Here is a 21978-nt window from a genome sequence, read left to right on the forward strand (position 1 = left end):
TCTTACGGAACCGGCGCGGGCCGTCCGCGCTTGATCCTTCCAGCGCATCATCTTTGCTGCGGTTTGGGACACTGTGGCGCCTCCGTGCAGCGGCATCAAAGGCTGTGCTGCCAATATTTGCGGTCCAGGCTGCGGTACTGCACCGCCTCGGCCACATGGGGCGCGTCGATGACTTCGCTGCCGTCCAAGTCGGCGATGGTGCGGGCCACCTTGAGGATCCGGTCGTAGGCCCGGGCCGAAAGCCCCATGGAATCGAAGGCGGCTTTCAGGATGGTGTTGCCGCTGTCTGAAAGGGGGCACATTTTGGCGAGGAGAGCGCTGGTAATCCGGGAATTGGAGGCGATGCCGGTGCCCTCGAAGCGGGTGAGCTGCAACGCCCTGGCCTTCTCCACCCGGGCGCGGATGTCCGCGGAGGACTCGGCCTTCTGGTGAGAAGAAAGGTGCTCATACTCCACCGGCATCACGTCCACATGCAGGTCCATCCGGTCGAGGAGGGGCCCGGAGATCTTGGCCAGATACCGGGTGACGGTGGCGGGGGTGCAGGTGCACGAGCGGGTGGGATGCCCGAAGTAGCCGCAGGGACAGGGGTTCATGGCCGCCACCACCATGACCGAGCAGGGGTAGGTGAGACGTCCGGCGGCCCGGGAGATGGTGACCACATTGTCCTCCATGGGCTGTCGCATCACTTCCAGGGCGTTTCGGTTAAATTCCGGCAATTCGTCCAGGAAAAGGACGCCGTTGTGGGCCAGGGAGATTTCGCCGGGGGCCAGATTGTAGCCGCCGCCCGCCAGTCCCACGGCGGATACGGTGTGATGGGGGGAACGGAAGGGGCGGGTGCGGATGAGGGAATCCCCGCTTTTGAGTTCCCCGCACACCGAATAGACCTTGGTTGTCTCTACCGACTCCTCAAAGGTCATGGGCGGCAGGATGGAGGGCAGACGTTTGGCCAACATGCTCTTGCCCGAGCCGGGCGGCCCCACCAAAATCAGGTTGTGGGCTCCTGCCGCGGCGATCTCCATGGCCCGCTTGGCCTCCGGCTGGCCCTTGACGTCGCTGAAATCCAGCGGATGGGACACGCTCTGCGCGAGGAAGGGGGGAGCCACAGCGGGCGTGATGGGCGCCTCACCGGAAAAGTGGCGGACGAGCTGGGAGAAGTGGGAGAGGGGATAGACGGCGATGCCGTCCACCACGGCGGCCTCAGCGGCGTTGTCAGCGGGGATGAAGACACCCGCAAAGCCCGCCTCTTTGGCCTTGAGCACCATGGGGAGGACGCCGCTGATATGCCGCACGTCGCCGGAGAGGGAGAGTTCCCCAATAAAGGCGTAGGCGTCCAGGGGGATGTCCAACTGTCCCGAGCCTTGTAATATGGCAACCATGATAGGCAGGTCGTAGAGGGGCCCCGACTTGCGGATGTCGGCTGGGGCCAGATTGACGGTGATGCGGCTGACGGGGAGGGTAAAGCCGCAGTTTTTGATGGCGGACTTGACCCGGTCCCGGGATTCCTTGACGGCGGCGTCGGGCAGTCCCACGATGTCGAAGCCGGGGAGTCCCGTGGCGATGTCCACCTCCACCGTGACCACCACGCTGTGCATGCCGAAGACCGCCAGACTCGATACCTTGCAGAACATCCCGGTCACTTCCTCTCTTTTCTGGCCCCATTATACCATAGTTTTTATGCGGAGGAAAGCGAGTGCCGGACATGAGAAGCCGCTTTTGTCCCCCGGATGGAAAAGACGGCGAAAAAGCATCTTGTGCCTATGAATTTTATAGTATCATCATAAAAACGGAAGAATATTCGCGGGATTCTTGTAGAAAACCACATAAAAACAGGGGAATTTTGGGCAAAATGTTCCGCAGTTGTTATTGAATATCCATACAAGCTCTGGTAAAATAAAAAGGTAAAGGGAATGGTAAACCCCAAAATCTGAAGAAAATAGGGTGATGATCATGACAGAGATGCAGAAATATCAACTCTGGTGCGACAAAAACCTGGAAGACAAAGACGTGGTAGCGGATTTGGAGCAGGTCAAGGGCAATCAGGAAGAGATATTCGATCGTTTTTATAGAGAACTGGACTTTGGCACCGCGGGACTGCGGGGCGTCCTGGGCGCGGGGACCAACCGGATGAATATCTACACCATCCGCAAGGCCACCCAGGGCTTTGCCAACTACTTAATCAACAACAACAAATCCAAGGGAATCGCCATCGCTTACGACTCCCGCATCAAGTCCGATATCTTCGCCAAGGAGGCGGCCTGCGTTCTGGCGGCCAACGGCATCAAGGTGTACTTATATAAAGAACTGATGCCTACCCCCTCCCTCTCCTTCGCGGTGCGGGATCTGCACTGTGACGCGGGCATCGTGGTCACGGCCAGCCACAACCCGGCCAAGTATAACGGCTACAAGGTCTACGGCTCCGACGGCTGTCAGCTGGATGTGGCCGACGCCGACGAAGTCTTCCATGAGATCGTGAAACTGGACATCTTCTCCGACATCAAGCTCATCGGCTTTGAAAGCGCCATGTCCACCGGGCTCATCGAGTACATCGGCGAGGACCTCATCGACCGCTATCTCGAGGCGGTCAAGGCCCAGGAGATCATCCCGGGCGTGTGCGAAAAGGCAAACCTCAAGGTGGTCTACACCCCCCTCAACGGCGCGGGCAACCGCTGTGTACGGGAGATCTTAAAGCGCATCGGCGTCAGCGACGTCACCGTGGTCAAGAGCCAGGAGATGCCCGACGGCAATTTCCCCACCTGTCCCTTCCCCAACCCGGAAATCCGGGAAGCCCTCAACGAGGGGCTCAAGGTTTGCGAAGAGGTGGGCCCCGACCTGCTGCTTGCCACCGACCCGGACTGTGACCGGGTGGGCATCGCGGTCAAGGACGGCGACGACTACCGGCTCTTCAGCGGCAACGAGGTGGGCGCGCTCCTTCTCGAATTCATCTGCAAGGTCCGCACCGAAAACGGCACCATGCCCAAGGACCCCATTGCGGTTAAGAGCTTCGTGAGCACCTCCATTGTGGATAAGATCGCGGCGGAATACGGCGTCCAGGTCATCAACGTGCTGACGGGCTTTAAATACATCGGCCAGCAGATTCTGGCGCTGGAGAAAAAATGCGAGCAGAACCGCTACATCCTGGGCTTTGAGGAGAGCTACGGCTACCTGGCCGGTAGCTATGTCCGGGACAAGGACGCGGTCAACGGCTCCATGCTCATCTGCGAAATGGCGGCTTACTATAAGCTCCAGGGCTTAACCCTGGTGGACGCTTTGGAAAAGCTCTACGACAAATACGGCAAGTATCTGCACAAGATCGGCAATTACGCCTGCGAGGGCGCCGCCGGCATGGAGCGGATGAAACAGATCATGGGGGACCTGCGGGCCAATGTCCCGGCCTCCATCGGCGGCTACCAGGTGGTGTGGTTCTCCGACTACACCACATCGGTGAAGAAAAACCTCCTCACCGGCGAGGAAGTGGCCATCACCCTGCCAAAATCCGACGTCCTGGCCTATGACCTGACCGACAATCTGGGCGTCATCATCCGTCCCTCCGGCACCGAGCCGAAGATCAAGGTCTATTACACCAGCGTCGGCAAGACCTGGGAGGAGGCCGAGGGCATGCAGGAAAAGATGGCGGCGGACATGAACAGGATGATGGGCTTCTGATCCAGCGTTTTCCACCAGATGTGAGAGGAAAAAAGGCAAAAATTTGTCCAGAAAATTCGAGGGGATGTCCACAAAAAGTCTTGCTTTTTCGTCGGAGTTATGGTAACATTCTATTGTTAGCGTGATGTAAGTGAAAGAGGTGACTCAGATGAAAAAAGGAATCCATCCGGATTATCAGCCGACAACAATCACATGTGCTTGCGGTGAGGTCATTGAGACCCGTTCTACCAAAAAGGACATCCGCGTTGAAATTTGTTCCAAATGTCATCCGTTCTTCACCGGTAGACAGAAACTCGTCGATACCGGCGGACGTGTGGACAGATTCAAAAAGCGTTTTGGCATGGACAAATAAGCAATGGTATAATTTGCGTAACGCAGGCGGTGCAGTCATGCACCGCCTTTGTTGTATGTGAGGGGGAGCACAGGTGAAGGACTACATCACTCTGAAAAAGCGGGACCAGGACGAATTTGTGGAGCGTCGCTCCCGCTTTATCGGCACGGCCACACCGGTGCAGACCGAAGAGGAGGCCCTTGCTTTTATCAGCGAACTGCGCTCCAAGTACTGGGACGCCAGCCACAACGTCTATGCCTATATCCTCCGGGACGGCACCGTCCGTTACTGCGACGACGGGGAGCCCCAGGGCACGGCCGGCGTCCCGGTGCTCGACGTTTTGCAAAAGGAGGGGCTCACCGACCTGTGCGTGGTGGTCACCCGCTACTTCGGCGGCATTTTGCTGGGGGGCGGGGGCTTGGTCCGCGCCTATTCCCATGGGGCCAAGATCGCCATCGACGCGGCGGGGCGCAAGCCCATGAGCGTGTGCAAGATCTACGACCTGGAGATGGATTACAGCATGTACGGCAAGGTGAGCTACCTGCTGCCCCAGTTTCACGCGGTGACTTTGTCCTCCGACTTCGGGGTGGCGGTCAAGATGCGGGTGGAGATGAAGGCCGTGCATGCCGAGCGCTTTGTCAGGGAGCTGGAGGAAGCGACCAGCGCCACCGTCTTTCCCTATGAGGTGGAGGAAATTTGCGACTGCCTCGAAGAAAAGTGACATGGATTTCATACTTTTTTGGTTTTTTAGAAGGGAAATGGACACTTTTTCAGAATAATATAATAGAAGCAGGGACGCTCCGATTTTCCTCAAGGGATGCGGGGCGTTTGCAGGCTCCAAAGGGCGAAAAATGTCTCTTTTGGAGGGGCCTGGGACGACAACTTGATACAAGCGGGGAGGTTTTGCCATGACCATCAGGGAACAGACGGAACAGTTGGAGCGGCAGACGCTATCCAAGCGGGCGGCGCTGGCAGCCGAGAGCCAGGGGCGGGACGTTCCCATTCCTGAATGTCCCTTCCGCACCTGTTATCAGCGGGACCGGGACCGGATTGTACACTGCAAATCCTTCCGCCGTCTCAAGCACAAGACCCAGGTCTTTTTAGCTCCCCAGGGCGACCACTACCGCACCCGCCTCACCCACACGCTGGAGGTCTCCCAGATCGCCCGCACCATTGCCCGGGGGCTGCGCCTCAACGAAGACTTGACCGAGGCGGTGGCCATGGGCCACGATCTGGGGCATACCCCCTTCGGCCACGCGGGGGAGCGGGCGCTGGACAAAATCTGCCCCTACGGGTACAAACACTATCTCCAAAGCGTGCGGATTGTGGAGTGCTTAGAAAAGGACGGACAGGGCCTCAACCTGACCAAAGAGGTTCGGGACGGCATCGCCTGCCACACCACCGGCCCCGTGGCCAAGACCCTGGAAGGCCAGATCGTCCGCTATGCCGACCGGATTGCCTACATCAACCACGACATCGAGGACGCCATCCGGGCCGGGGTCATGCGGGAAAGCGACATCCCCGACGACATCCACCGGGCGCTGGGGGACACCAAGTCCAAGCGGATTACTACCCTGGTGTCCTCGGTGATCTACAACAGCGGCGACGAAATCCGGATGGACGACGAGACCTTCGCCGCCTATCAGGCCATCCACAAGTTCATGTTCGAGAAGGTCTACACCAATCCTCTGCCCAAGGGGGAGGAGGGGAAGGCCCAGGACATCATCATCAAGATCTACGAGTATTTTGTCAGCCATCCCGAGGAGCTCCCCGACGAGTATCGGGCCATCCTAGCCCACGACGATGTCCATCGGGCGGTGTGCGACTATGTTTCCGGCATGAGCGACTACTATGCCATTCATATTTTTTCCAAGATCTTCATCCCGGAGGGATGGAGCAAATACTAAAGATTCAGCCATGGCGAAAGGGGGAAGAGTATGATACCTGATTCGTTTATTCAGGAGCTTAAATATAACTGTGACATCGAGCAGGTCATTTCTTCCTACGTCAACATCAAGCGGCGGGGCAGGAACCTGGTGGGACTGTGTCCTTTTCACAGCGAGAAGACGCCCTCTTTCACCGTCTACCCCGACAGCCAGTCCTTCTACTGCTTTGGATGCGGGGCGGGCGGCGACGTAATCACCTTCATCAAAAAGATCGAGAACCTGGAATATATGGAAGCCCTCCGGTTTTTGGCAAAGCGGGCCAATATGGAGCTGCCCGAGGACGTGGAGGGGGACAAAACCGCCCGGCTTCGCACCCGGGTGCTGGAGATTAATAGGAAGCTGGCCCGTTTCTACCACGAGCAGCTCATCAGTCCCGTGGGCCGGGAGGCGCTTGAGTATCTCCGGAGCCGGGGCATCAAGGACCGGACCATCCGCCACTTCGGGCTGGGCTTCGCGCCCCCCGGCTGGGACAACGCCCGGAATTTCCTCAGGCAGGAGGGCTATACCTACGAGGAAATGCTGGCCGCCGCCGTGGTCCTCCGGGGCAAGAACGACTCGGTCTACGACCAGTTCCGGGAGCGGGTGATCTTTCCCATTATCGACATCCGGGGCAACGTCATCGCCTTCGGCGCCCGGACCATGCAGGGAGGGCCGAAATACCTCAACTCCTCGGACACCATCGCCTACAAAAAGAGCCGAAACCTCTTCGCCCTCAACTTCGCCAAGGCGAGCAAACAGGAGGGCCTCATTCTGGCCGAGGGGTATATGGACGTCATCGCGCTGCACCAGGCGGGCTTTGACAACGCCGTGGCCACTTTGGGCACGGCTCTTACATCGGAACAGACGAGGCTCATCTCCCAGTACACAAGCAATGTCGTCATTGCCTACGATTCCGACGGGGCGGGGCAGGCGGCCACCAAGCGGGCCATCAACCTCTTTTCCGACGTGGGGGTCCATGTCAAGGTGCTCACCGTCCAGGATGCCAAGGACCCGGACGAGTTTATAAAAAAATTCGGCGCCAAGCGCTTTCAGATGCTGATGGACGGCTCCTCCAACGCCATCGAGTATGAGCTGTCCAAAATCGGCAACCAATATGACTTCACCACCGACGACGGCAAGGTGAGCTACTTCAAGGAGGCGGCCAACCTGCTGGCCTCCATCTACAATCCCATCGAGCGGGACGTCTACGCGTCCCGGGTCGCCCATGACCTGGGCGTTTCCAAGGAGGCGTTCCTTTCCCAGATTCAGTCGGTCATCAAGCGGCGGCAGCAGCGGGAAAAGAAAAAGGATACCCTCAAAATCGCTGTCGCTGAGCCCAAAGGCGCCCCGGTCAATCCCGAGCGGGGCAAGAATTTGAAAGCGGCAGTGATTGAGGAGCGAATCTTAGCAATTCTATTAAAAAATCCTGATTATTTTATGGGCATTTCGCATAAACTGAAGGAAGAAGACTTCGTGACCCAATGTAACCGCAAAGTTTACGCGATTTTGTCCGAGCGGCTGAAAGAACAAAAGCCGGTGGATTTGAGCTTCCTCAGCGGGCTCTTTGACGAGCAGGAGATGGCGAGAATCACGGGACTTTTGGTGTCCATTTCGGGGATGCAGTTTTCCCCGGAGGACTTGGAGGAATATGTTTCCTCCCTGCATGCGGTGAGAGAAGAGAAAAAGCCACAGGATGTGGCGGGGATGACAGTGGAAGAGCTGGAGGAATATAGGAAACTTCTTGCGGCCAAGAAAAAATAGGGGGTAAAAATTTGGGTACACAGGATAAGAAAACCGTACTGAAAGAACTTTTGGATTTGGGGAAGCAGAAAGGCAAGCTCTCCTCCAAAGACATTCATGACGCGCTGGACGATCTGGACTTTGATGTGGAGCAGGTGGAAAAGCTCTACGATACGCTGGAAGCCAACAACGTGGAAATCATCGACGACTTTACCCCGGAGGCGGACCCGACCTTTGAGGCGGCCGAGCCGGAGGATTTGGAAAACGCACTTTCCACCGAGGGCATCAATATCGACGACCCGGTCAAGGTCTACCTCAAGGAGATCGGCCGGGTGCCGCTGCTGACCTCCGAGGAGGAGATCGAGCTGGCTACCCGGATGGCCCAGGGCGACCCGTATGCCCGCAAGCGCCTTTCGGAGGCCAACCTCCGCCTGGTCGTCAGCATTGCCAAGCGGTATGTGGGCCGGGGCATGCAGTTTCTCGACCTCATCCAGGAGGGCAACCTGGGACTAATTAAAGCGGTGGAAAAATTTGATCACACCAAGGGCTTTAAATTTTCCACATACGCCACCTGGTGGATTCGCCAGGCCATCACTCGCGCCATCGCGGACCAGGCCCGGACCATCCGGATTCCGGTGCATATGGTGGAAACGATCAACAAGGTCAAAAAGGTGAGCAGCCAGCTGTTGCACCGCAACGGCCACGAGCCCACCGCCGAGGAAATTTCCTTGGAGCTCGACATGCCGGTGGATAAGGTGCGGGAGATCATGCGGGTGGCTCAGGAGCCGGTCTCGCTGGAAACCCCCATCGGCGAGGAGGAAGACAGCCATCTGGGCGACTTCATCCAGGACGACGACGCCCCCGCGCCGGCGGAGGTGGCGTCCCACACCCTGCTTAAAGAACAGCTGGGGGATGTGCTGCAAACCCTGACGCCCCGGGAGGCCAAGGTTCTGCGTTTGCGCTTTGGGCTGGAGGACGGACGTTCCCGCACGCTGGAAGAGGTGGGCAAGGAGTTTAACGTCACCCGTGAGCGCATCCGGCAGATCGAAGCCAAGGCGCTGCGCAAGCTCAGACACCCCAGCCGCAGCAAGAAGCTCAAAGATTTCCTGGATTAGCCATTTGACAAATGCTGCGGGCCATAGTATACTGAAAAAGGATAGATTATGGCGAGTGGAGGAATCGAGGATGCATATTACGCTGGAATCCGACTACGCGACGCGGATTGTCTACTGTCTGGCCAAATCGCCGGGACGGATGGACGCCAAATCCATTGCGGAAACGACGGGGGTTACTTTGCGTTTCTCCCTGAAAATACTCAGGAAACTGGTCGCCAGCGGCATTATCAAATCCTTCAAGGGGACCCAGGGCGGCTACGAGCTGGCAAAGGAACCCAAGGACATCTCTCTTTGCGACATCATTGAGACGGTAGAAGGGCCTTTGCAGATCAATCGCTGTGTGGGGGAGGACTTTGTCTGTACCCGGAAGAAGACCAAGCCCTGCCAGTTTCAGCAGACCTTCCGCGAGGTTTCGGAGATCGTCTGCGACCGCCTGCGGAAAGAGACCCTCGACCAGTATTTAACCGACGATGAACTATAAGCTCCATATACATAATAAGCCCGGCCATGTGGCCGGGCTTTTTTCGCTGTAATGGGGGCAAGATGGCTGCGGCGTATGCAATGATCTGTCAGCTGTCCGCCATGCCGTTCGTCAATCAAAGCCAGTTGCCGAAAGACGGCTGGCTTTTCGTAGAAAAGGGACGGGGCGCACGGCACGGATGTCCAGCGCATTTTATAGCGCAGCCAAAAAATAAGCCGTTGGTTCTTTTCCGCGCATCAGAGACGGGGCGCATAGCGCGGATGCCTATCCCATCCGATGGTGACGTAATCAAAACAGGCGGGCTCTTACAGAGCCCGCCTGTTTTTAGAAGGTCAATTGTTTTCGTCGTCGTGGCGAATCTGCGCCCGGCGGATTTTACCGCCCAGGGTCTTGGGAAGCTCGTCGACAAACTCGATGATACGGGGATATTTGTAGGGCGCGGTGGTGTGCTTGACGTGGTTTTGTAGCTCCTTAATGAGCTCAGGGCTGGGGGTGTAGCCCTTGGCCAGCACCACCGTGGCCTTGACCACCTGTCCGCGGATGGGGTCGGGCGCGCCGGTGATGGCGCACTCGATGACCGCCGGATGTTCGATGAGGGCGCTTTCCACCTCAAAGGGCCCCACGCGGTAGCCGGAGCACTTGATGACGTCGTCACTGCGCCCGACGAACCAGTAGTAACCCTTGGAGTCCCGCCAGGCCACATCGTGGAGGTTGTAGCACTCGCCGCCCAGGGCTTCCTTCGTCTGCTCCTCGTTGTGGTAGTAGCCGCGGAAGAGGCCCACCGGCGGGTGATCCTGGATGCCGAAGATGCAGATTTCGCCTTCCTCGCCGTCCTCGCACTCCCGGCCCTGGCTGTTGATGAGGCGGATGTCGTAGATGGGGGAGGGCTTGCCCATGGAACCGGGCTTGGGCTCAAACCAGGGGAAGTTGGCCAGCAGCACCGTGCTTTCGCTCTGGCCGAAGCCCTCGGTCATCTTGACGCCGGTGAGCTCATACCATTTGCGCCAGACTTCCGGGTTGAGGGGTTCGCCCGCGTTGCAGCAGGTCTGGATGGAGGACAGGTCGAACTTGGTGATGTCCTCCTGAAGCATGAAGCGGAACATGGTGGGCGGCGCGCAGAAGGTGGTCACCCGGTAGTGCTCCAATTTTTCTAAGAGCTTGAGGGGCACGAATTTGTCCATGTCGTAGGCGAAGATGACGGCGCCGCAGCACCACTGGCCATAGATTTTGCCCCAGCCGAACTTGGCCCAGCCCGAGTCGGAGACGCTCATGTGCAGCTTATTTTCCTGGACCCGCTGCCAATATTTGGCGGTGACGATGTGGCCCAAGGGATGGGTGAAGTCGTGCTGGACCATCTTGGGCATGCTGGTGGTGCCGGAAGTAAAGTAGATGAGCATAATGTCGTCGTTGTGGGAGGCTTCCGCCCCAGTGGGACGGTCAAACTCGGTGGGATATTTGGCGATCTCCTCGTCGAAGGTGAGCCACCCCTCCCGCTTGCCGCCGGCCACGGCGCGGTGGCGGATGGAGGGCGCTTCCTCCATGGCCGCCTCCACCTGGGAGATGACATAGTCGTCGTCCACGCAGACCATCATGGAGATCTGGGCCGCGTTGGCGCGGTAGACCAGATCCTTTTTTGCCAGCTGCAAGCTGCCGGGGATGAGGGTCGCGCCGATCTTGTGCAGGGCGACGGCGGCAATCCAGTATTCCCACCGGCGGCGTAGGATCAGCATGACGACGCTGCCCTTTTTAATGCCGCAGTCCTGAAAGAAGTGGGCCGCCTGGTTGGACATCTTGCGGATGTCCTCGAAGGTGAAGACGCGCTCCCCGCCGTGGTCGTCACACCAGACGAGGGCCTTTTTTTCCTTGTCCTCTTTGGCCCAGGCATCCACAATATCAAAACCGAAGTTAAAGTTCTCCGGGATGTTGACACGGTAATTCTTTTTAAAGTCCTCATAGGAGTCAAATTCCTGGCGGGGCAGGAACCGGTCTAAAACGGACATAATTGACATCTCCTTGCCATGATAATTTCAAAGTCTTATTCCGCGATCACGGTCAGGAAGGTGGCGGGCTCGTCGCCCACACAGGACTGGCCGTGGAGATAGGTGGGGTTAAAATAGACGCTGTCCCCCTCGTTGAGGACAATTTCCGTGTTGTCGAAGGTCAGCTTCATCCGGCCTTCCAGCACCAGGTTAAACTCCTGCCCGCTGTGGCTGACCAGATCCGCCGGGGCCTCGGAGGGGTCCAGGGTGACGATCAGCGGCTGCATGACCTTGTGGGCGTAGCGGTAGGCCAGGTCTTTAAAGTGATAGCCGGGATACCGGTCGGCGGTGATGCCGCGGCCGGCGCGCACCACCTGGTAGGTGTCCAGCTTGCCCGACTCGCCGGAGAGCAGCTCGTTAAAGTCCACGCCGAATTTGTTGGCGATCTGGAAGATGATGTTGATGGGGATGTTGTACCCATCCTTTTCATAGCCTAAGTAGGTATCCACGTCAATACCCAGCTCTTTGGCCAGCTGCTCGGGTGTATAATCGCATACTTCCCGCAATTCCCGTACGCGGGCGGCCAGCTCTTTCAGTTTTTCTTCCATCTGACTCATCCTTTCACACATAACCTTAGGATTGTTCCGGCAGCACTTGACTAAGCCGGAAAAACAAAAAATCCGCACTAAACCACAAGGGCTTAGGGCGGACTTAAAATCCGTGGTACCACCTAAATTCAGAATTTCTTCTGCACTCGCTTCATGCGGGCCAAACGCCGACATGGATTCCGGATAACGGCGGAAAACCGTTGAAGCCTACGGGGGAACCCTTTCAGTTCAAAGCTCGGAGACGACTTCCATAACGTCCTCACGAAGATTTTCAGCGGCCATCTTCTCTCTGTGCTTACAGTCGTTATGTACTGCTCCTCGTCAAAGCCTTTGGGAAATATTTGTTCCTATTATAGTCGCTGTTTTGCCAAAAGTCAACAGGATTTTGAAGCCGTGACCGCTGAAAGCTGCATTTTGGGCGAGGAATGACCGGCTAAAAAGAAAGCCGCCCAATCAATAGGGCGGCTGAGGCTCTGGGCATGCTAACGGGAATAAATATCGCTGGCGTCCGCCGCGATCTGATATCCCATTTTATTCAGGCGGTGTTCGATTCCATCGTAAGAGGTACCGCTGCTGTCATAATCGATGGCAACCAGATGGCTATCGAGGTCCACGCTCACACTCGTGACGCCGTGGAGCTGGTCGAGACCTCGCTTGACATCTTTGAGATCGTGCTTGTCGTCCACTTCTTCAATAATAAAATAGGCACTTTCCAATGGCATAGCATCATCACCTCATCTATAATTTTCCCGAAGGCGGGGCAAAGATGCGCGACAAAAAGCGGTAAGCGCCTTACGGACGCGCCAATTCATTCCTCCAGGCATGTCCTGCAAAAGGTAAAAAATTTGAGAAATTCTTCCTTCATGACATGGTCGTGGAGATAGACAAAGTGAAATTCCCGGTTTTCCTGAAATCCAGCCAGATCAATTTTTTGGAGCTGTCCTACTTCCAGCTCCCTCCGTACCACCCGTTCATAGAGGAAGGTGATGCCTAAGTTTTCCGCCACCATGGCCTTGATGGCCTGAAAGTTGCCGATCTCATAGAGGGCGGGGAAGTTTTCCAATTGCAGGCTGTGGGTCCCTAAGGAGTGTTCCAGGGCCTGCCGGGTCCCCGAGCCCTGTTCCCGGAGGATGAGGTTTTGTCCCACCAGCTCGTCAAAGCGGACCGGCCGCCCGGCCAGAGGGGAACGAGGGCTGCAGACGCCGATGAAGGGCTCCTCTGAAAGGAGGCGCCAGCCATATTCCACCTTGGAAAAGCTGCCCTCGATGATGGCGAAATCGATGGCGCCGTGGTTGAGCTTTCGAAAGAGGGTAGAGGTGTTGCCCACCTCCATGGTCACGCTCAGCTTGGGGTTTTCCGCCAGGCAGCGGCAGAGGATGGAGGGCATCACATATTCGCCCACCGTCAGTGTCGCGCCGAAATGGAGCCGCCGGTCGGCGAGGGAAGGGGCGCGCATGACCTCGTGCATTCGCTGGCTGTTGGCGCGCAGAGCCAGGGCGTACTGTTCAAGAAGGCGTCCCTTTTCGGTGAGGGAGAGCACCTTGGCGCGGTAGGAAAAGAGGCGGGCTCCGTATTGGTTTTCTAAAAATTTGATGTGCTGGCTGACGGCGGGCTGGGTGATATGGAGGTGTTTGGCAGTGCGGGTATAGCTGCGTGTCTCACACAGGTCGAGAAAGGTTTCCAGTCGAAGATCGATCATAACATTCACCAATTAGCTTTTCTTATAGATTCATAATAATATATAATTTTATCTTATAAGAAATTTGTGGTAAAATCAACCGGTAACGAAAAATAGCCGCAGCGAAGCGAAGGCTGTTTTTAGCGCATTGAGGGTAGAGCGCCGGCAAGCGCGGATGCCCAGCGCATCAGTTTTTTATTAATCGGCAATAAAAAATATCGCCAGAAGGGACCGGACTTGGAGCCGGGGGATTGGCGGCGCTCCCCGCATGGTGCAAGATGACACCGCTGCCGGGGGCGGTAGAAAGGATGAAAGCAATTTGCAGCAGCAACTGAAAAAGGTGACCGAACTTCTTCCGGGCTTTGTGGTCTGTCTGTGTATCGCGCTCATTGCGAAGGTGGCAGGCAGCTTTTTTCCGGTGGTAGGGGCCGCCACCTTCGCCATCTTCTTGGGCATTGTGGCGGGGAACACCTTTCTTGACCGGCCGGTCTTTGAAAAAGGGACCAAGTTTTCCGAAAGCCGCCTATTAGAATACTCCATTGTGCTCATGGGCGCTACCCTCTCTTTGAGCGATATGATCGCGGTGGGTTTTTCGGGCGTGGGCTTTATCCTGCTTCAAATGACGGTAACCATTTCCGCCGCCTATCTGATCGGACGGAGACTGGGCTTCACCCGGAAGTTTTCCCTCCTCATGTGCGCGGGCAACGCGGTGTGCGGCTCCTCCGCCATCGGTTCGGTGGCGCCGGTGGTGGGCGCTGAATCCAAGGACAAGGGTCTCTCCATCACCATTGTCAACGTCACCGGCACCATCCTGATGGTGGCCCTCCCGGTCATCACCAGCTTCCTCTACGGCCATGAGACCCTCCACACCTCCGCCATGATCGGCGGCACCCTCCAGTCCATCGGCCAGGTGGTGGCCTCCGCCAAATTTGTAAACGACGAGGTGGTGCAGATTGCCACCCTCTTTAAGATCATCCGCATCATCTTCCTGGTGCTGGTGGCCCTTGCCTTCTCCCGGGTCAACACCGAGGAGGAGGGAAAATTCTGGCAGCGCCCGGAGGCGGCAGAGGATCGAAGCAAGGTCAAAACGGGCATTCCCTGGTTTATCATCGGCTTTTTTCTCCTGAGCATCATCGGCAGCCTCCAACTTATTCCCGGCGTTGTGTCGGAGGGGGCCCATTTTGTCAGCAATCAGTTTGAAATCATCGCGCTGGCCGCCATCGGCATGCGGGTGAAGTTCAAAACCCTCGTCAGCGAGGGACCCAAGGCCATGTTATACGGGGGACTGGTGGGATGCTGTCAGGTCCTGTGCGCGCTGGGACTGCTGGCGCTTCTCTTCTAACCGCTTACTTCATATTTCTTCTCTTCATATCAGGACAAGGCCCGGAAAGATATTTCTTTCCGGGCCTTGTCTATGCCGGCTACAGCTGTTTTTTGCGAAAGCGGAGGATGGCCCCTGCGAGACACAGGACAATGAGGACGACGGTGACAATACAGGCCGACGCCATATCCCCAAGAGCCGTATCTCCCGTTAAAAGCCCCATGTTGCCCGATCCCAGGGTGATGGGGTTAAAAGGGGCGGACTGAGGCAGAATGCTGATGAGGAGCAAGAGACAGAGGACGCCGCCGGTGAGGAGGAGCCCACCGTAATTGCCGCTGACCAAGGTGGTGGCGAACAAAAGGAGGGCGATGATCAGTTCGCCCAATAACCACAGGCTCAAACAGGCGAAGAAAAGATGGGGTGGGAAGGGGTTGCCGAAAAGGAAGACCGCATAGCCGTAATTGGCCAGGGCAGATACGGCATAGCTGAGGGTCCACAGGATCGAAGCGGCGGTAAATTTGGAGAGGATGACGGTGGAGCGGGGCAGGCCCTTGGAGAGCATATTGATGAGGGTGCCCTTGGAAAGCTCCTGGGAGAGTAGGCCGTTAAAGACCAGCAGCAGGACGATGACGCCCATCTGGGTCATGTTTTTGAAAAACTGGGCGTAGGCGTCCATCCAGGTGGGCTCAGGGATGGCCAGATTGAGCCCCTCAATGGGGAAGAGTTTGAGCATCTCCGGGGTGAGCTTAGCGAGCAGTGGGCTTGTCAGCCCGAAGAGCAGCAGGATGAGAAAGACAATAAGCGTCTTGAAGGTGCGGATTTGCTCCATCCATTCCTTTTTTGTAAAGGCGAGAAAACGGTTCATTGTACCACCTCCAAGAACAGATTTTCCAGCGTGGGCTCCAATAACTCAAACCGGACAAGGGGCAGGTTACGGCTGAGGAGCAGCTCCAATATTTGGCGTCGGGCCGCTTCGGTGCCGGTGAATCGGACGACGACGTCCCGCTCCTTTTCCGTGCATCCTTTGATGATGGAAAGCTGGGAAAGACCCTCCATCAGTTCCTGATTGCGCCCCGGGTCCGCCAGGGAGATGAGCGCCGTATCCTGGCGATAGGAGTTTTTGATATCGTTTAGGTTCCCCTCCAATTTGAGGACGCCCTCATCCAAGACGCCGATATTGTCGCAAACTCTTTCCACATCGGAGAGAATGTGGGTGGAAAACAGGATGGTGGTGGAGGTTTTGGCGACGGCCAGGATGTCGAGAATCTCCTTACGTCCGATGGGGTCCAGCGCCGAGGTGGGCTCGTCGCAGATGAGGAGCTTCGGCTCAGAGAGGAGGGCCTGGGCGATGCCCAGGCGCTGGTTCATTCCCCGGGAAAAGCCCCGGATTCTCCGGTCGATGCCGTCGAGACCCACCAGCGTCAGCAGTTCTTGGGAACGTTTGGCGGTGCGCTCGGCGGAGAGGCCCGCTACCTTGCCGCACAGCGCCAAGTACTCTTTGGGGGTCATATAGGGGTAAAACTGGGGCACATCGGGCAGGTAACCGATGAAGCGGTTGGTCTTGGAGCTGCCGTAGACGACCTTTTCTCCGCAGACTTTAATTTCGCCGCCATCCATGGACAAAAAGCCCAGAATCATCTTCATGGTAGTGGTTTTGCCGGAGCCATTTTTTCCGATAAAGCCAAATACACTGTGCTCGGGGACCGAGAAGCTCAGGTCCTTGATGACCGGCAGGCGCCCGAAGCGCTTGGAGATGTGGGAGAGAGAAAGAATATCCATCACTGCTCCCCCCTGCCTGCGACAAAGTAGACCACCGGCCCAATGATCTGGACAAATAAGACTACGATCACCCAGAACACCCGGTTGCCGAAGCGGTACTGGGGATGGCGCAGCACGTGGACGAGGGCTGTCACCATGAGGATGAATTCCAGCGCGATGACGGGGATAAGCAGAGGAATGTACTGCATCAGATTTTCCATAGTTGCCTCCTATTGCCGCGAAAAGCGGGAAATAACGCCGCACCATGCCGGGCGGCGGGGATAGCCGTGGGGTGGACCATCAGTTGGCCGCCAAAATGGGGAGCGGCTGCTAATGTAATGGCGATGCCTTGGGGCTGGGGGAGACGGACAGATGGGCAAGCCCCCGGCAGACCGCTTGGAAGCGTGGCTCCTCTGTGAGAGAAACGAAAGCGGGGTTACCCTCCAGAGCGCCTTTGAAGCTTTCCAGGATGGCGTCTTCACTGCGGGGCAGGGCGGTCCCCAACTCTAGGGAGGAGAAATATCGGTCCAGCTTGTCAAAAAAAGCGTCGCCCTTAAGTTGCAAAGGATAGGTTTTTTGGGAGAGGATGAGGTGGGCATACTCCTCGAGCATGGTAAGCGCTTCCTCTTTTAGCCCGCTCATGGCGTAGGCCGTGGCGGCGGAATAGGCAAAGGAAATTTGAAGGATGGGATGAAGTTCACCAAAGGAAAAGGCCGCAGAAACAGCGTTGGCCCGCTGGACGCAGGCTTTTAGTTTCTCCGGGTTCCCCACATAGAGATACGCGAGGTTCGGGAAGATATTGTAGAGCTCCACCAGACAGTTATAGAGGGAGACCTGCAAAATCTCCTGGGCCTTTTCCTCATCTCCCCGCATTTGATGGGCCTGGGCGAGGACCACTTCCGGACACCTGGGGCTTTCCTCCATCCCGTCGAGCAGCTCAATGGTTTCCAGCGGTTGGCCCAGCCCCAGGTGGCAGCAGGCCCGCATAATGATGGCCTGCCGGGCCAGCACCGGGTCCTCCCCGGCGCTCCCCACCCGCGCAAAGAGATGGAGCGCCTCCTCCATGATTTTGGGCGCCTCGTTGGGTGGCGCCAGATTGGCGTGGTTCAGAAGCCATTGCCCCATGGTAAAGAGGAGCTGCCAGCAGGAATAATATTTCTTGCACAGCTCCCCACACTCCGCATGGAGCTGGGGAAAGGTCGCAGGGGAGACCTCCTCGCAAAAGCGGAGATAAATCTGCCGGATACGCTCCTTGGGTAGTTGGGGTTCATAGCCCAGCAGATCATCCACGCTGCAATTAAAATAAGCGGCCAGCACCGGGAGCAGGGTGATATCCGGATAGCTTTGGCCGGACTCCCACTTGGAGACCGCGGGTTTGGATACCCCCAGATACGACGCCAGCTCCTCCTGGGTCAGTCCCATGGTCTTGCGCCGCATCGATATCTTATTGCCGATGGAGAGCTCTTTCATATCGTTCACCTCTTGGCCCTATTATAAAGGCGGATGTCGCCAAGCGCAATGGAGTTGTGAGAAACAATTGGAAGAAAAGTTAACCAGCAGTTAATCCAACAAAAAATCGTTTTCTTAAATCAGTAAAAAACCTTGGTAAAAACAGAGATTTTTAGCCATCTCTTCCAGGCAGGATTGCCAGACGAATTTGTTTGGAAGTCCTTACATTTAATCTTATCTTTCTTTGCCATAGGGATAGAGTGAGATATGCTCAGGGTAAAATTGTTAGAAATACCTAATTGTTACATTTATATTGGAGAGTTATCAGCTTTTTGTGGAAGTTTTTTGAAACGCTACCAAAGTGATACGGACAACTTTTGTGGGAAGATAAGATGTTGTGAAAAAGGATGAGCGATGGTATAATGGAAAAAATCGTTTTGATTCCACTGAAAAGGAGGAGAAAAATTGAGAAGAAGAAGGAAGAAGTCGGGCCAGGGCCTGGGGAGAAGATGGGGCCTCTTGGCTTTTGCGCTAATTTTTGCGCTAATGAGCGCCCTTCCCATGGGCGCGCTGACAGCGAGCGGCGCCGGCAGCAGCCTATCCAATTGGAAGGGCGGCAGTTTTACTGAGCAGGGGGATGTGGTCTCCCTGGGAAATACCGGTGGCAGCAACAATGTGGTTGTTTCCGACACTTCCGCCAAGGCCTTTGTCTTTGAAGCGGACATGAAAGTCACCGATGGCGTGGAAGGCGGCGAGGCAGGCCTTCTTTTCGGTGTGGAAAACCGGGACAACCCAGGCAATCAGTGGTGCTGCATGAAGGTGCGCAAGGCGGGCCTGTGGGCGTTTAATCTCTCCGATTATACCCAAAACGACGGCCTGCTCATCAATATGCCCATCCCCAAATTCACCTTGAGCGGCGAAACCGTCCACTTAAAGCTGGTGGCGGACATGGAGGGGAACCTTTCCTTCTATGTCTCCGATATGGATACGCCGGTTACCGTCAAAAGTTATCCCAAATATCAGGGAGGCTATGTGGGCTTTACCACATGGAACGCGGCGGCGGAATTTACCAATGTTTCCTTTGTGGACAACACCCCGCCCACGCAGAGCGTACTGGGCGCGTATAAAGGCGGCAGCTTTACCGAATCGGGAAGCGCTATTACCCTAGGGAGCACCGGTGGCGACAATGTGGTCGTTTCCGAGACCTATGCCAAAGCCTTCGTCTTTGAGGCGGACATGACGGTTCCAAGTTCCGCCGGGGAAGCGGGCCTTCTTTTCGGTGTGAAGAACCGGGACAATCCGGGCAATCAGTGGTGCTGTATGAAGGTGCGCCAGCAGGGCTTGTGGGCGTTTAACCTCTCCGATTACCAGGAGGCGGAGGGGCTGCTCATCAACCTCCCCATCAATAACTTTACCTTCCAGGGAAAGAACCACCTGAAACTGGTGGCGGATGGGGATGGCAATCTCTCCTTCTATGTCAACGACATGGAAAATCCGGTGACGACGAAAAGTTATCCCCGCTATCAGGGCGGCTATCTCGGCTTTACCAGCATTGGCACCGAGGCGACGTTTGAAAATATCCAGTTTACCGATACCACAATAGAACAGTTTAACTCGAACCTCACCGGTTGGGAAGCGGTCAACAGCACCTGGCATATCCTGGACAACGGGATCCAAGGCTCGACCCTCACCGGGGACGGCTTCTACACCGCGGCGGAGTCGGTCAGCGGCGACTTTACCCTGCAAGCGGATGTGACGGTGGAAAGCGGAACGGCGCTGGGGCTTGTCTTCCATGCCCAGGGCTCCAATGTGGCGGTAGACGGCAGCTATGTGGTCAATTGCGACATTGACGCCCAGTGCTTTAAATTCTTCCGGTTCCCCTCCTACGGCATGTCGCTGATCGCGTCAAAATCCTTTGCGGAGGCGGGCTTTACACCCGTAAGGGGAAAAAACTACCCCATGAAGTTGAGCATGGCAGACGGCAAAGCTACCATGTATTTTGATAACCAAGTGATCTTTGATCAAATTCCTGATATCAACACCGCCAACCCGTACACCGGGGGCCGGGTGGGCATTATGGGGTGCAACGCCATGGTGCGGTTCCAAAACGTTTATCTGCGCACCGGTTCTTCCAACAATGCGCTGACCGATTTTACCTTGGAGCCCCACATCCAGGAAATGATGGACGGCAATAACTTCTACTATATTGTTCCGGCGTCCTCCGATGTTAAGAACCTGGCGCCCACCTTCACCATTCCGGCGGCGGCTACGGTCGATAAAGCTTCAGGCAGTGCGCAGGACTTTTCGAGCCCTGTCACCTATACTGTGACGGCGGCCAACGGCGATGAAGCGCTCTACACCGTCACCGTCTATTCCGAGGCCGCCATTTCCCAGGCGGACCGGGACAAGGCCCAAGCCATTTCCCAGCGGATTGGGGCGCTCCCCGAGCCGCTGACAGCGGCGGACAAGGACGCCGTGACAGCGCTCAAGGCCGACTATGACGGGCTCACCACCCTGCAAAAGATGCTGGTGGTGGGCCGGGACAAGTTGGCGAATGCGGTGGCCCAGGTGGAAAAGCTGACCCGCCCGCTGCGTATCACCTGCGTGGGCGATTCCATTACCCAGGGCGTTGGCTCCTCCAACGAAGGGGCCTATTCCTACCCCGCCCAGCTCCAAAAGATTTTGGGCGACGGCTATCAGGTCAAGAACGCCGGCGTCAGCGGTTCCAATGTCACCAAAGATAAAGGATTCCCTTACTGGACGACCGCCCGTTATCGGGAAGGCAAGGACTTTGCACCCGATATTGCCATCATCATGATCGGCACCAACGATGCCCTTAACGACTTTGTGTGGAATCCCAGCGATCCCCAGGGTTCCAACAGCCTCTTCCGCCTGGATTACAACACCCTCATTGAGGAATACAAAGCGCTGCCCAATAGCCCAAAAATCTTCATGGTGCTGCCCATGGTCAGTTACCAGACCGAGGGGCGGCAGGAAAACCTGGTCAATTACATCATCCCCACCCTGCGGGAGATCGCCAAAGAGCAGGGGATTGAACTGATTGACATGAACGCGTTTACCACCGGACACCCCGACTGGTTCCCCGACGGCCTGCATCCCCATGACACGGCCTATGGCATCATTGCCGGGGAGTTTGCCAAGTATATCCGGGGTTATGCCGACCCGAAGCTCAGCGCCATCCTGGTGGACGGCAAGCCCCTGGAGGGCTTTGACGCCTCCGCGGACAGCTTCGATGTCATTGTACCCAGAGGGGCCACCATTCCCGCCATCACGGCTACCGCCGCCGACAACGACGCCAAGGTTGTGGTAAGCGGTCCTATAACCGCCCTGCCGGGAGAAGTCGCCATCACGGTCACCTCCGGCGACGGACGGTCAACGAAGACCTATACGGTTCGTCTCGCGGCCCAAAAGCAGACCCTGCAGGAAGCCTATGACGCGGCCCGTCAGGCAATCGATGGCTATCAGCCCAGCAACGACACCACGGCCGACGCGCTCATGGCGCTCGTTCAGGGCGCCATCGAAAACGACGAGATCACGGCTGCTTGGAGTGACCCCATGTCCCTCCAACCGGCCACCGGGCAAAAGGACGGCAAGATCACCGGGGAAATCACCCTTTCTAAGGCGGGGGAGACGCCGCTGGTTTTGTCCATCGAGTATGTGATACCGAAACTGGGCGGCGGCACACAGCCGCCGGAAAAACCGTCCAAGCCGTCCATCGGCGGCGGCAACCACAGCGGCTTTACCTGGCCCGACCTTTCCGGCGGTCAGGAGAGCGGCACTACGGGAAAAGCTAACCCGCAATCAGGGGACAACTCTCAGATCGCGGTCGCGCTGCTCATCTTGGCAGCGTCCGCTTGTCTGGTGTTTCATAGGAGAGGAAAGAAATAAGAAGGCTGGAGGCCGCGGCGG

Annotated in this window: 18 protein-coding genes and 1 other annotated feature; of the genes, 9 read left to right on the forward strand and 9 right to left on the reverse strand. The window is 56.8% G+C overall.

Translation table 11 applies throughout. The features are described 5' to 3' along the window. Positions 1 to 95 precede the first annotated feature (95 nt). On the reverse strand, positions 96 to 1628 hold the full coding sequence (locus H8709_RS00875; RefSeq protein WP_262396489.1) for a YifB family Mg chelatase-like AAA ATPase: 1533 nt from the start codon (positions 1626 to 1628) through the stop codon (positions 96 to 98). A gap of 319 nt (positions 1629 to 1947) precedes the next feature. On the opposite strand from H8709_RS00875, the gene H8709_RS00880 reads away from it, so the two are divergent. The 7 genes from H8709_RS00880 to H8709_RS00910 all read left to right on the forward strand — a co-directional run bounded on the left by H8709_RS00880 (position 1948) and on the right by H8709_RS00910 (position 9255). Beyond that, positions 1948 to 3663 (forward strand): phospho-sugar mutase, encoded by a 1716-nt coding sequence (locus H8709_RS00880; protein WP_262396974.1) that lies wholly within the window; start codon positions 1948 to 1950, stop codon positions 3661 to 3663. A gap of 148 nt (positions 3664 to 3811) precedes the next feature. Continuing rightward, a complete protein-coding gene (gene rpmE, locus H8709_RS00885; protein WP_262396490.1) occupies positions 3812 to 4015 on the forward strand; it encodes a 50S ribosomal protein L31 in 204 nt (67 codons plus the stop codon). 73 nt (positions 4016 to 4088) lie between these two features. Then, entirely contained in the window at positions 4089 to 4715 is a 627-nt protein-coding gene (locus H8709_RS00890) for an IMPACT family protein (protein ID WP_262396491.1), read from the forward strand. Positions 4716 to 4902: 187 nt separating this feature from the next. Then, a complete protein-coding gene (locus H8709_RS00895) occupies positions 4903 to 5901 on the forward strand; it encodes a deoxyguanosinetriphosphate triphosphohydrolase (protein ID WP_262396492.1) in 999 nt (332 codons plus the stop codon). 30 nt (positions 5902 to 5931) lie between these two features. Then, positions 5932 to 7680, forward strand: a complete 1749-nt coding sequence (gene dnaG / locus H8709_RS00900; protein WP_262396493.1) for a DNA primase — start codon at positions 5932 to 5934, stop codon at positions 7678 to 7680. An 11-nt stretch (positions 7681 to 7691) separates the two neighbouring features. Next, positions 7692 to 8774, forward strand: a complete 1083-nt coding sequence (rpoD, locus tag H8709_RS00905) for an RNA polymerase sigma factor RpoD (RefSeq protein ID WP_262396494.1) — start codon at positions 7692 to 7694, stop codon at positions 8772 to 8774. Positions 8775 to 8844: 70 nt separating this feature from the next. After that, positions 8845 to 9255 carry an RrF2 family transcriptional regulator gene (locus tag H8709_RS00910; RefSeq protein ID WP_262396495.1) on the forward strand — a complete coding sequence of 137 codons (411 nt, stop codon included), beginning with the start codon at positions 8845 to 8847 and terminating at the stop codon, positions 9253 to 9255. 332 nt (positions 9256 to 9587) lie between these two features. Here H8709_RS00910 and H8709_RS00915 read toward each other — a convergent pair whose 3' ends face one another. The 4 genes from H8709_RS00915 to H8709_RS00930 form a co-directional block, all read right to left on the reverse strand. After that, positions 9588 to 11255 carry an AMP-binding protein gene (locus H8709_RS00915; RefSeq protein WP_262396496.1) on the reverse strand — a complete coding sequence of 556 codons (1668 nt, stop codon included), beginning with the start codon at positions 11253 to 11255 and terminating at the stop codon, positions 9588 to 9590. Between the two features lie 35 nt (positions 11256 to 11290). After that, positions 11291 to 11842 carry a helix-turn-helix domain-containing protein gene (locus tag H8709_RS00920; protein ID WP_262396497.1) on the reverse strand — a complete coding sequence of 184 codons (552 nt, stop codon included), beginning with the start codon at positions 11840 to 11842 and terminating at the stop codon, positions 11291 to 11293. A gap of 90 nt (positions 11843 to 11932) precedes the next feature. Continuing rightward, positions 11933 to 12176 (reverse strand) — a binding site (T-box leader). A 148-nt stretch (positions 12177 to 12324) separates the two neighbouring features. Continuing rightward, positions 12325 to 12564 carry a heavy-metal-associated domain-containing protein gene (locus H8709_RS00925; RefSeq protein WP_262396498.1) on the reverse strand — a complete coding sequence of 80 codons (240 nt, stop codon included), beginning with the start codon at positions 12562 to 12564 and terminating at the stop codon, positions 12325 to 12327. Between the two features lie 86 nt (positions 12565 to 12650). Continuing rightward, complete coding sequence (locus H8709_RS00930; protein WP_262396499.1) at positions 12651 to 13541, reverse strand: LysR family transcriptional regulator; 891 nt, start codon at positions 13539 to 13541, stop codon at positions 12651 to 12653. A gap of 298 nt (positions 13542 to 13839) precedes the next feature. On the opposite strand from H8709_RS00930, the gene H8709_RS00935 reads away from it, so the two are divergent. Then, on the forward strand, positions 13840 to 14862 hold the full coding sequence (locus H8709_RS00935; protein WP_262396500.1) for a YeiH family protein: 1023 nt from the start codon (positions 13840 to 13842) through the stop codon (positions 14860 to 14862). A 79-nt stretch (positions 14863 to 14941) separates the two neighbouring features. Here H8709_RS00935 and H8709_RS00940 read toward each other — a convergent pair whose 3' ends face one another. The 4 genes from H8709_RS00940 to H8709_RS00955 all read right to left on the reverse strand — a co-directional run bounded on the left by H8709_RS00940 (position 14942) and on the right by H8709_RS00955 (position 18069). Beyond that, complete coding sequence (locus tag H8709_RS00940; protein ID WP_262396501.1) at positions 14942 to 15706, reverse strand: ABC transporter permease; 765 nt, start codon at positions 15704 to 15706, stop codon at positions 14942 to 14944. Next, complete coding sequence (locus tag H8709_RS00945) at positions 15703 to 16620, reverse strand: ABC transporter ATP-binding protein (RefSeq protein ID WP_262396502.1); 918 nt, start codon at positions 16618 to 16620, stop codon at positions 15703 to 15705. The genes H8709_RS00940 and H8709_RS00945 overlap by 4 nt, the downstream gene beginning before the upstream one ends. Beyond that, positions 16620 to 16820 (reverse strand): PLD nuclease N-terminal domain-containing protein, encoded by a 201-nt coding sequence (locus H8709_RS00950; protein ID WP_262396503.1) that lies wholly within the window; start codon positions 16818 to 16820, stop codon positions 16620 to 16622. Before H8709_RS00950 ends, H8709_RS00945 begins: the two co-directional genes overlap by 1 nt. A 109-nt stretch (positions 16821 to 16929) precedes the next feature. Further along, positions 16930 to 18069, reverse strand: a complete 1140-nt coding sequence (locus H8709_RS00955) for a helix-turn-helix domain-containing protein (protein ID WP_262396975.1) — start codon at positions 18067 to 18069, stop codon at positions 16930 to 16932. 444 nt (positions 18070 to 18513) lie between these two features. On the opposite strand from H8709_RS00955, the gene H8709_RS00960 reads away from it, so the two are divergent. Next, positions 18514 to 21957, forward strand: coding sequence for a GDSL-type esterase/lipase family protein (locus H8709_RS00960; RefSeq protein WP_262396504.1), 3444 nt, complete (start codon positions 18514 to 18516; stop codon positions 21955 to 21957). Positions 21958 to 21978 lie beyond the last annotated feature (21 nt).

This window comes from Zongyangia hominis, assembly GCF_014385095.1.
Lineage (GTDB): Bacteria > Bacillota > Clostridia > Oscillospirales > Ruminococcaceae > Zongyangia > Zongyangia hominis.

Coding starts and splice junctions, on each gene's coding strand:
- H8709_RS00875 (WP_262396489.1), bottom strand. CDS start 1,628: ATGTTCTGCAAGGTATCGAGTCTGGCGGTCTTCGGCATGCACAGCGTG.
- H8709_RS00880 (WP_262396974.1), top strand. CDS start 1,948: ATGACAGAGATGCAGAAATATCAACTCTGGTGCGACAAAAACCTGGAA.
- rpmE (WP_262396490.1), top strand. CDS start 3,812: ATGAAAAAAGGAATCCATCCGGATTATCAGCCGACAACAATCACATGT.
- H8709_RS00895 (WP_262396492.1), top strand. CDS start 4,903: ATGACCATCAGGGAACAGACGGAACAGTTGGAGCGGCAGACGCTATCC.
- dnaG (WP_262396493.1), top strand. CDS start 5,932: ATGATACCTGATTCGTTTATTCAGGAGCTTAAATATAACTGTGACATC.
- H8709_RS00910 (WP_262396495.1), top strand. CDS start 8,845: ATGCATATTACGCTGGAATCCGACTACGCGACGCGGATTGTCTACTGT.
- H8709_RS00915 (WP_262396496.1), bottom strand. CDS start 11,255: ATGTCCGTTTTAGACCGGTTCCTGCCCCGCCAGGAATTTGACTCCTAT.
- H8709_RS00920 (WP_262396497.1), bottom strand. CDS start 11,842: ATGGAAGAAAAACTGAAAGAGCTGGCCGCCCGCGTACGGGAATTGCGG.
- H8709_RS00925 (WP_262396498.1), bottom strand. CDS start 12,564: ATGCCATTGGAAAGTGCCTATTTTATTATTGAAGAAGTGGACGACAAG.
- H8709_RS00930 (WP_262396499.1), bottom strand. CDS start 13,541: ATGATCGATCTTCGACTGGAAACCTTTCTCGACCTGTGTGAGACACGC.
- H8709_RS00940 (WP_262396501.1), bottom strand. CDS start 15,706: ATGAACCGTTTTCTCGCCTTTACAAAAAAGGAATGGATGGAGCAAATC.
- H8709_RS00945 (WP_262396502.1), bottom strand. CDS start 16,620: ATGGATATTCTTTCTCTCTCCCACATCTCCAAGCGCTTCGGGCGCCTG.
- H8709_RS00950 (WP_262396503.1), bottom strand. CDS start 16,820: ATGGAAAATCTGATGCAGTACATTCCTCTGCTTATCCCCGTCATCGCG.
- H8709_RS00955 (WP_262396975.1), bottom strand. CDS start 18,069: ATGAAAGAGCTCTCCATCGGCAATAAGATATCGATGCGGCGCAAGACC.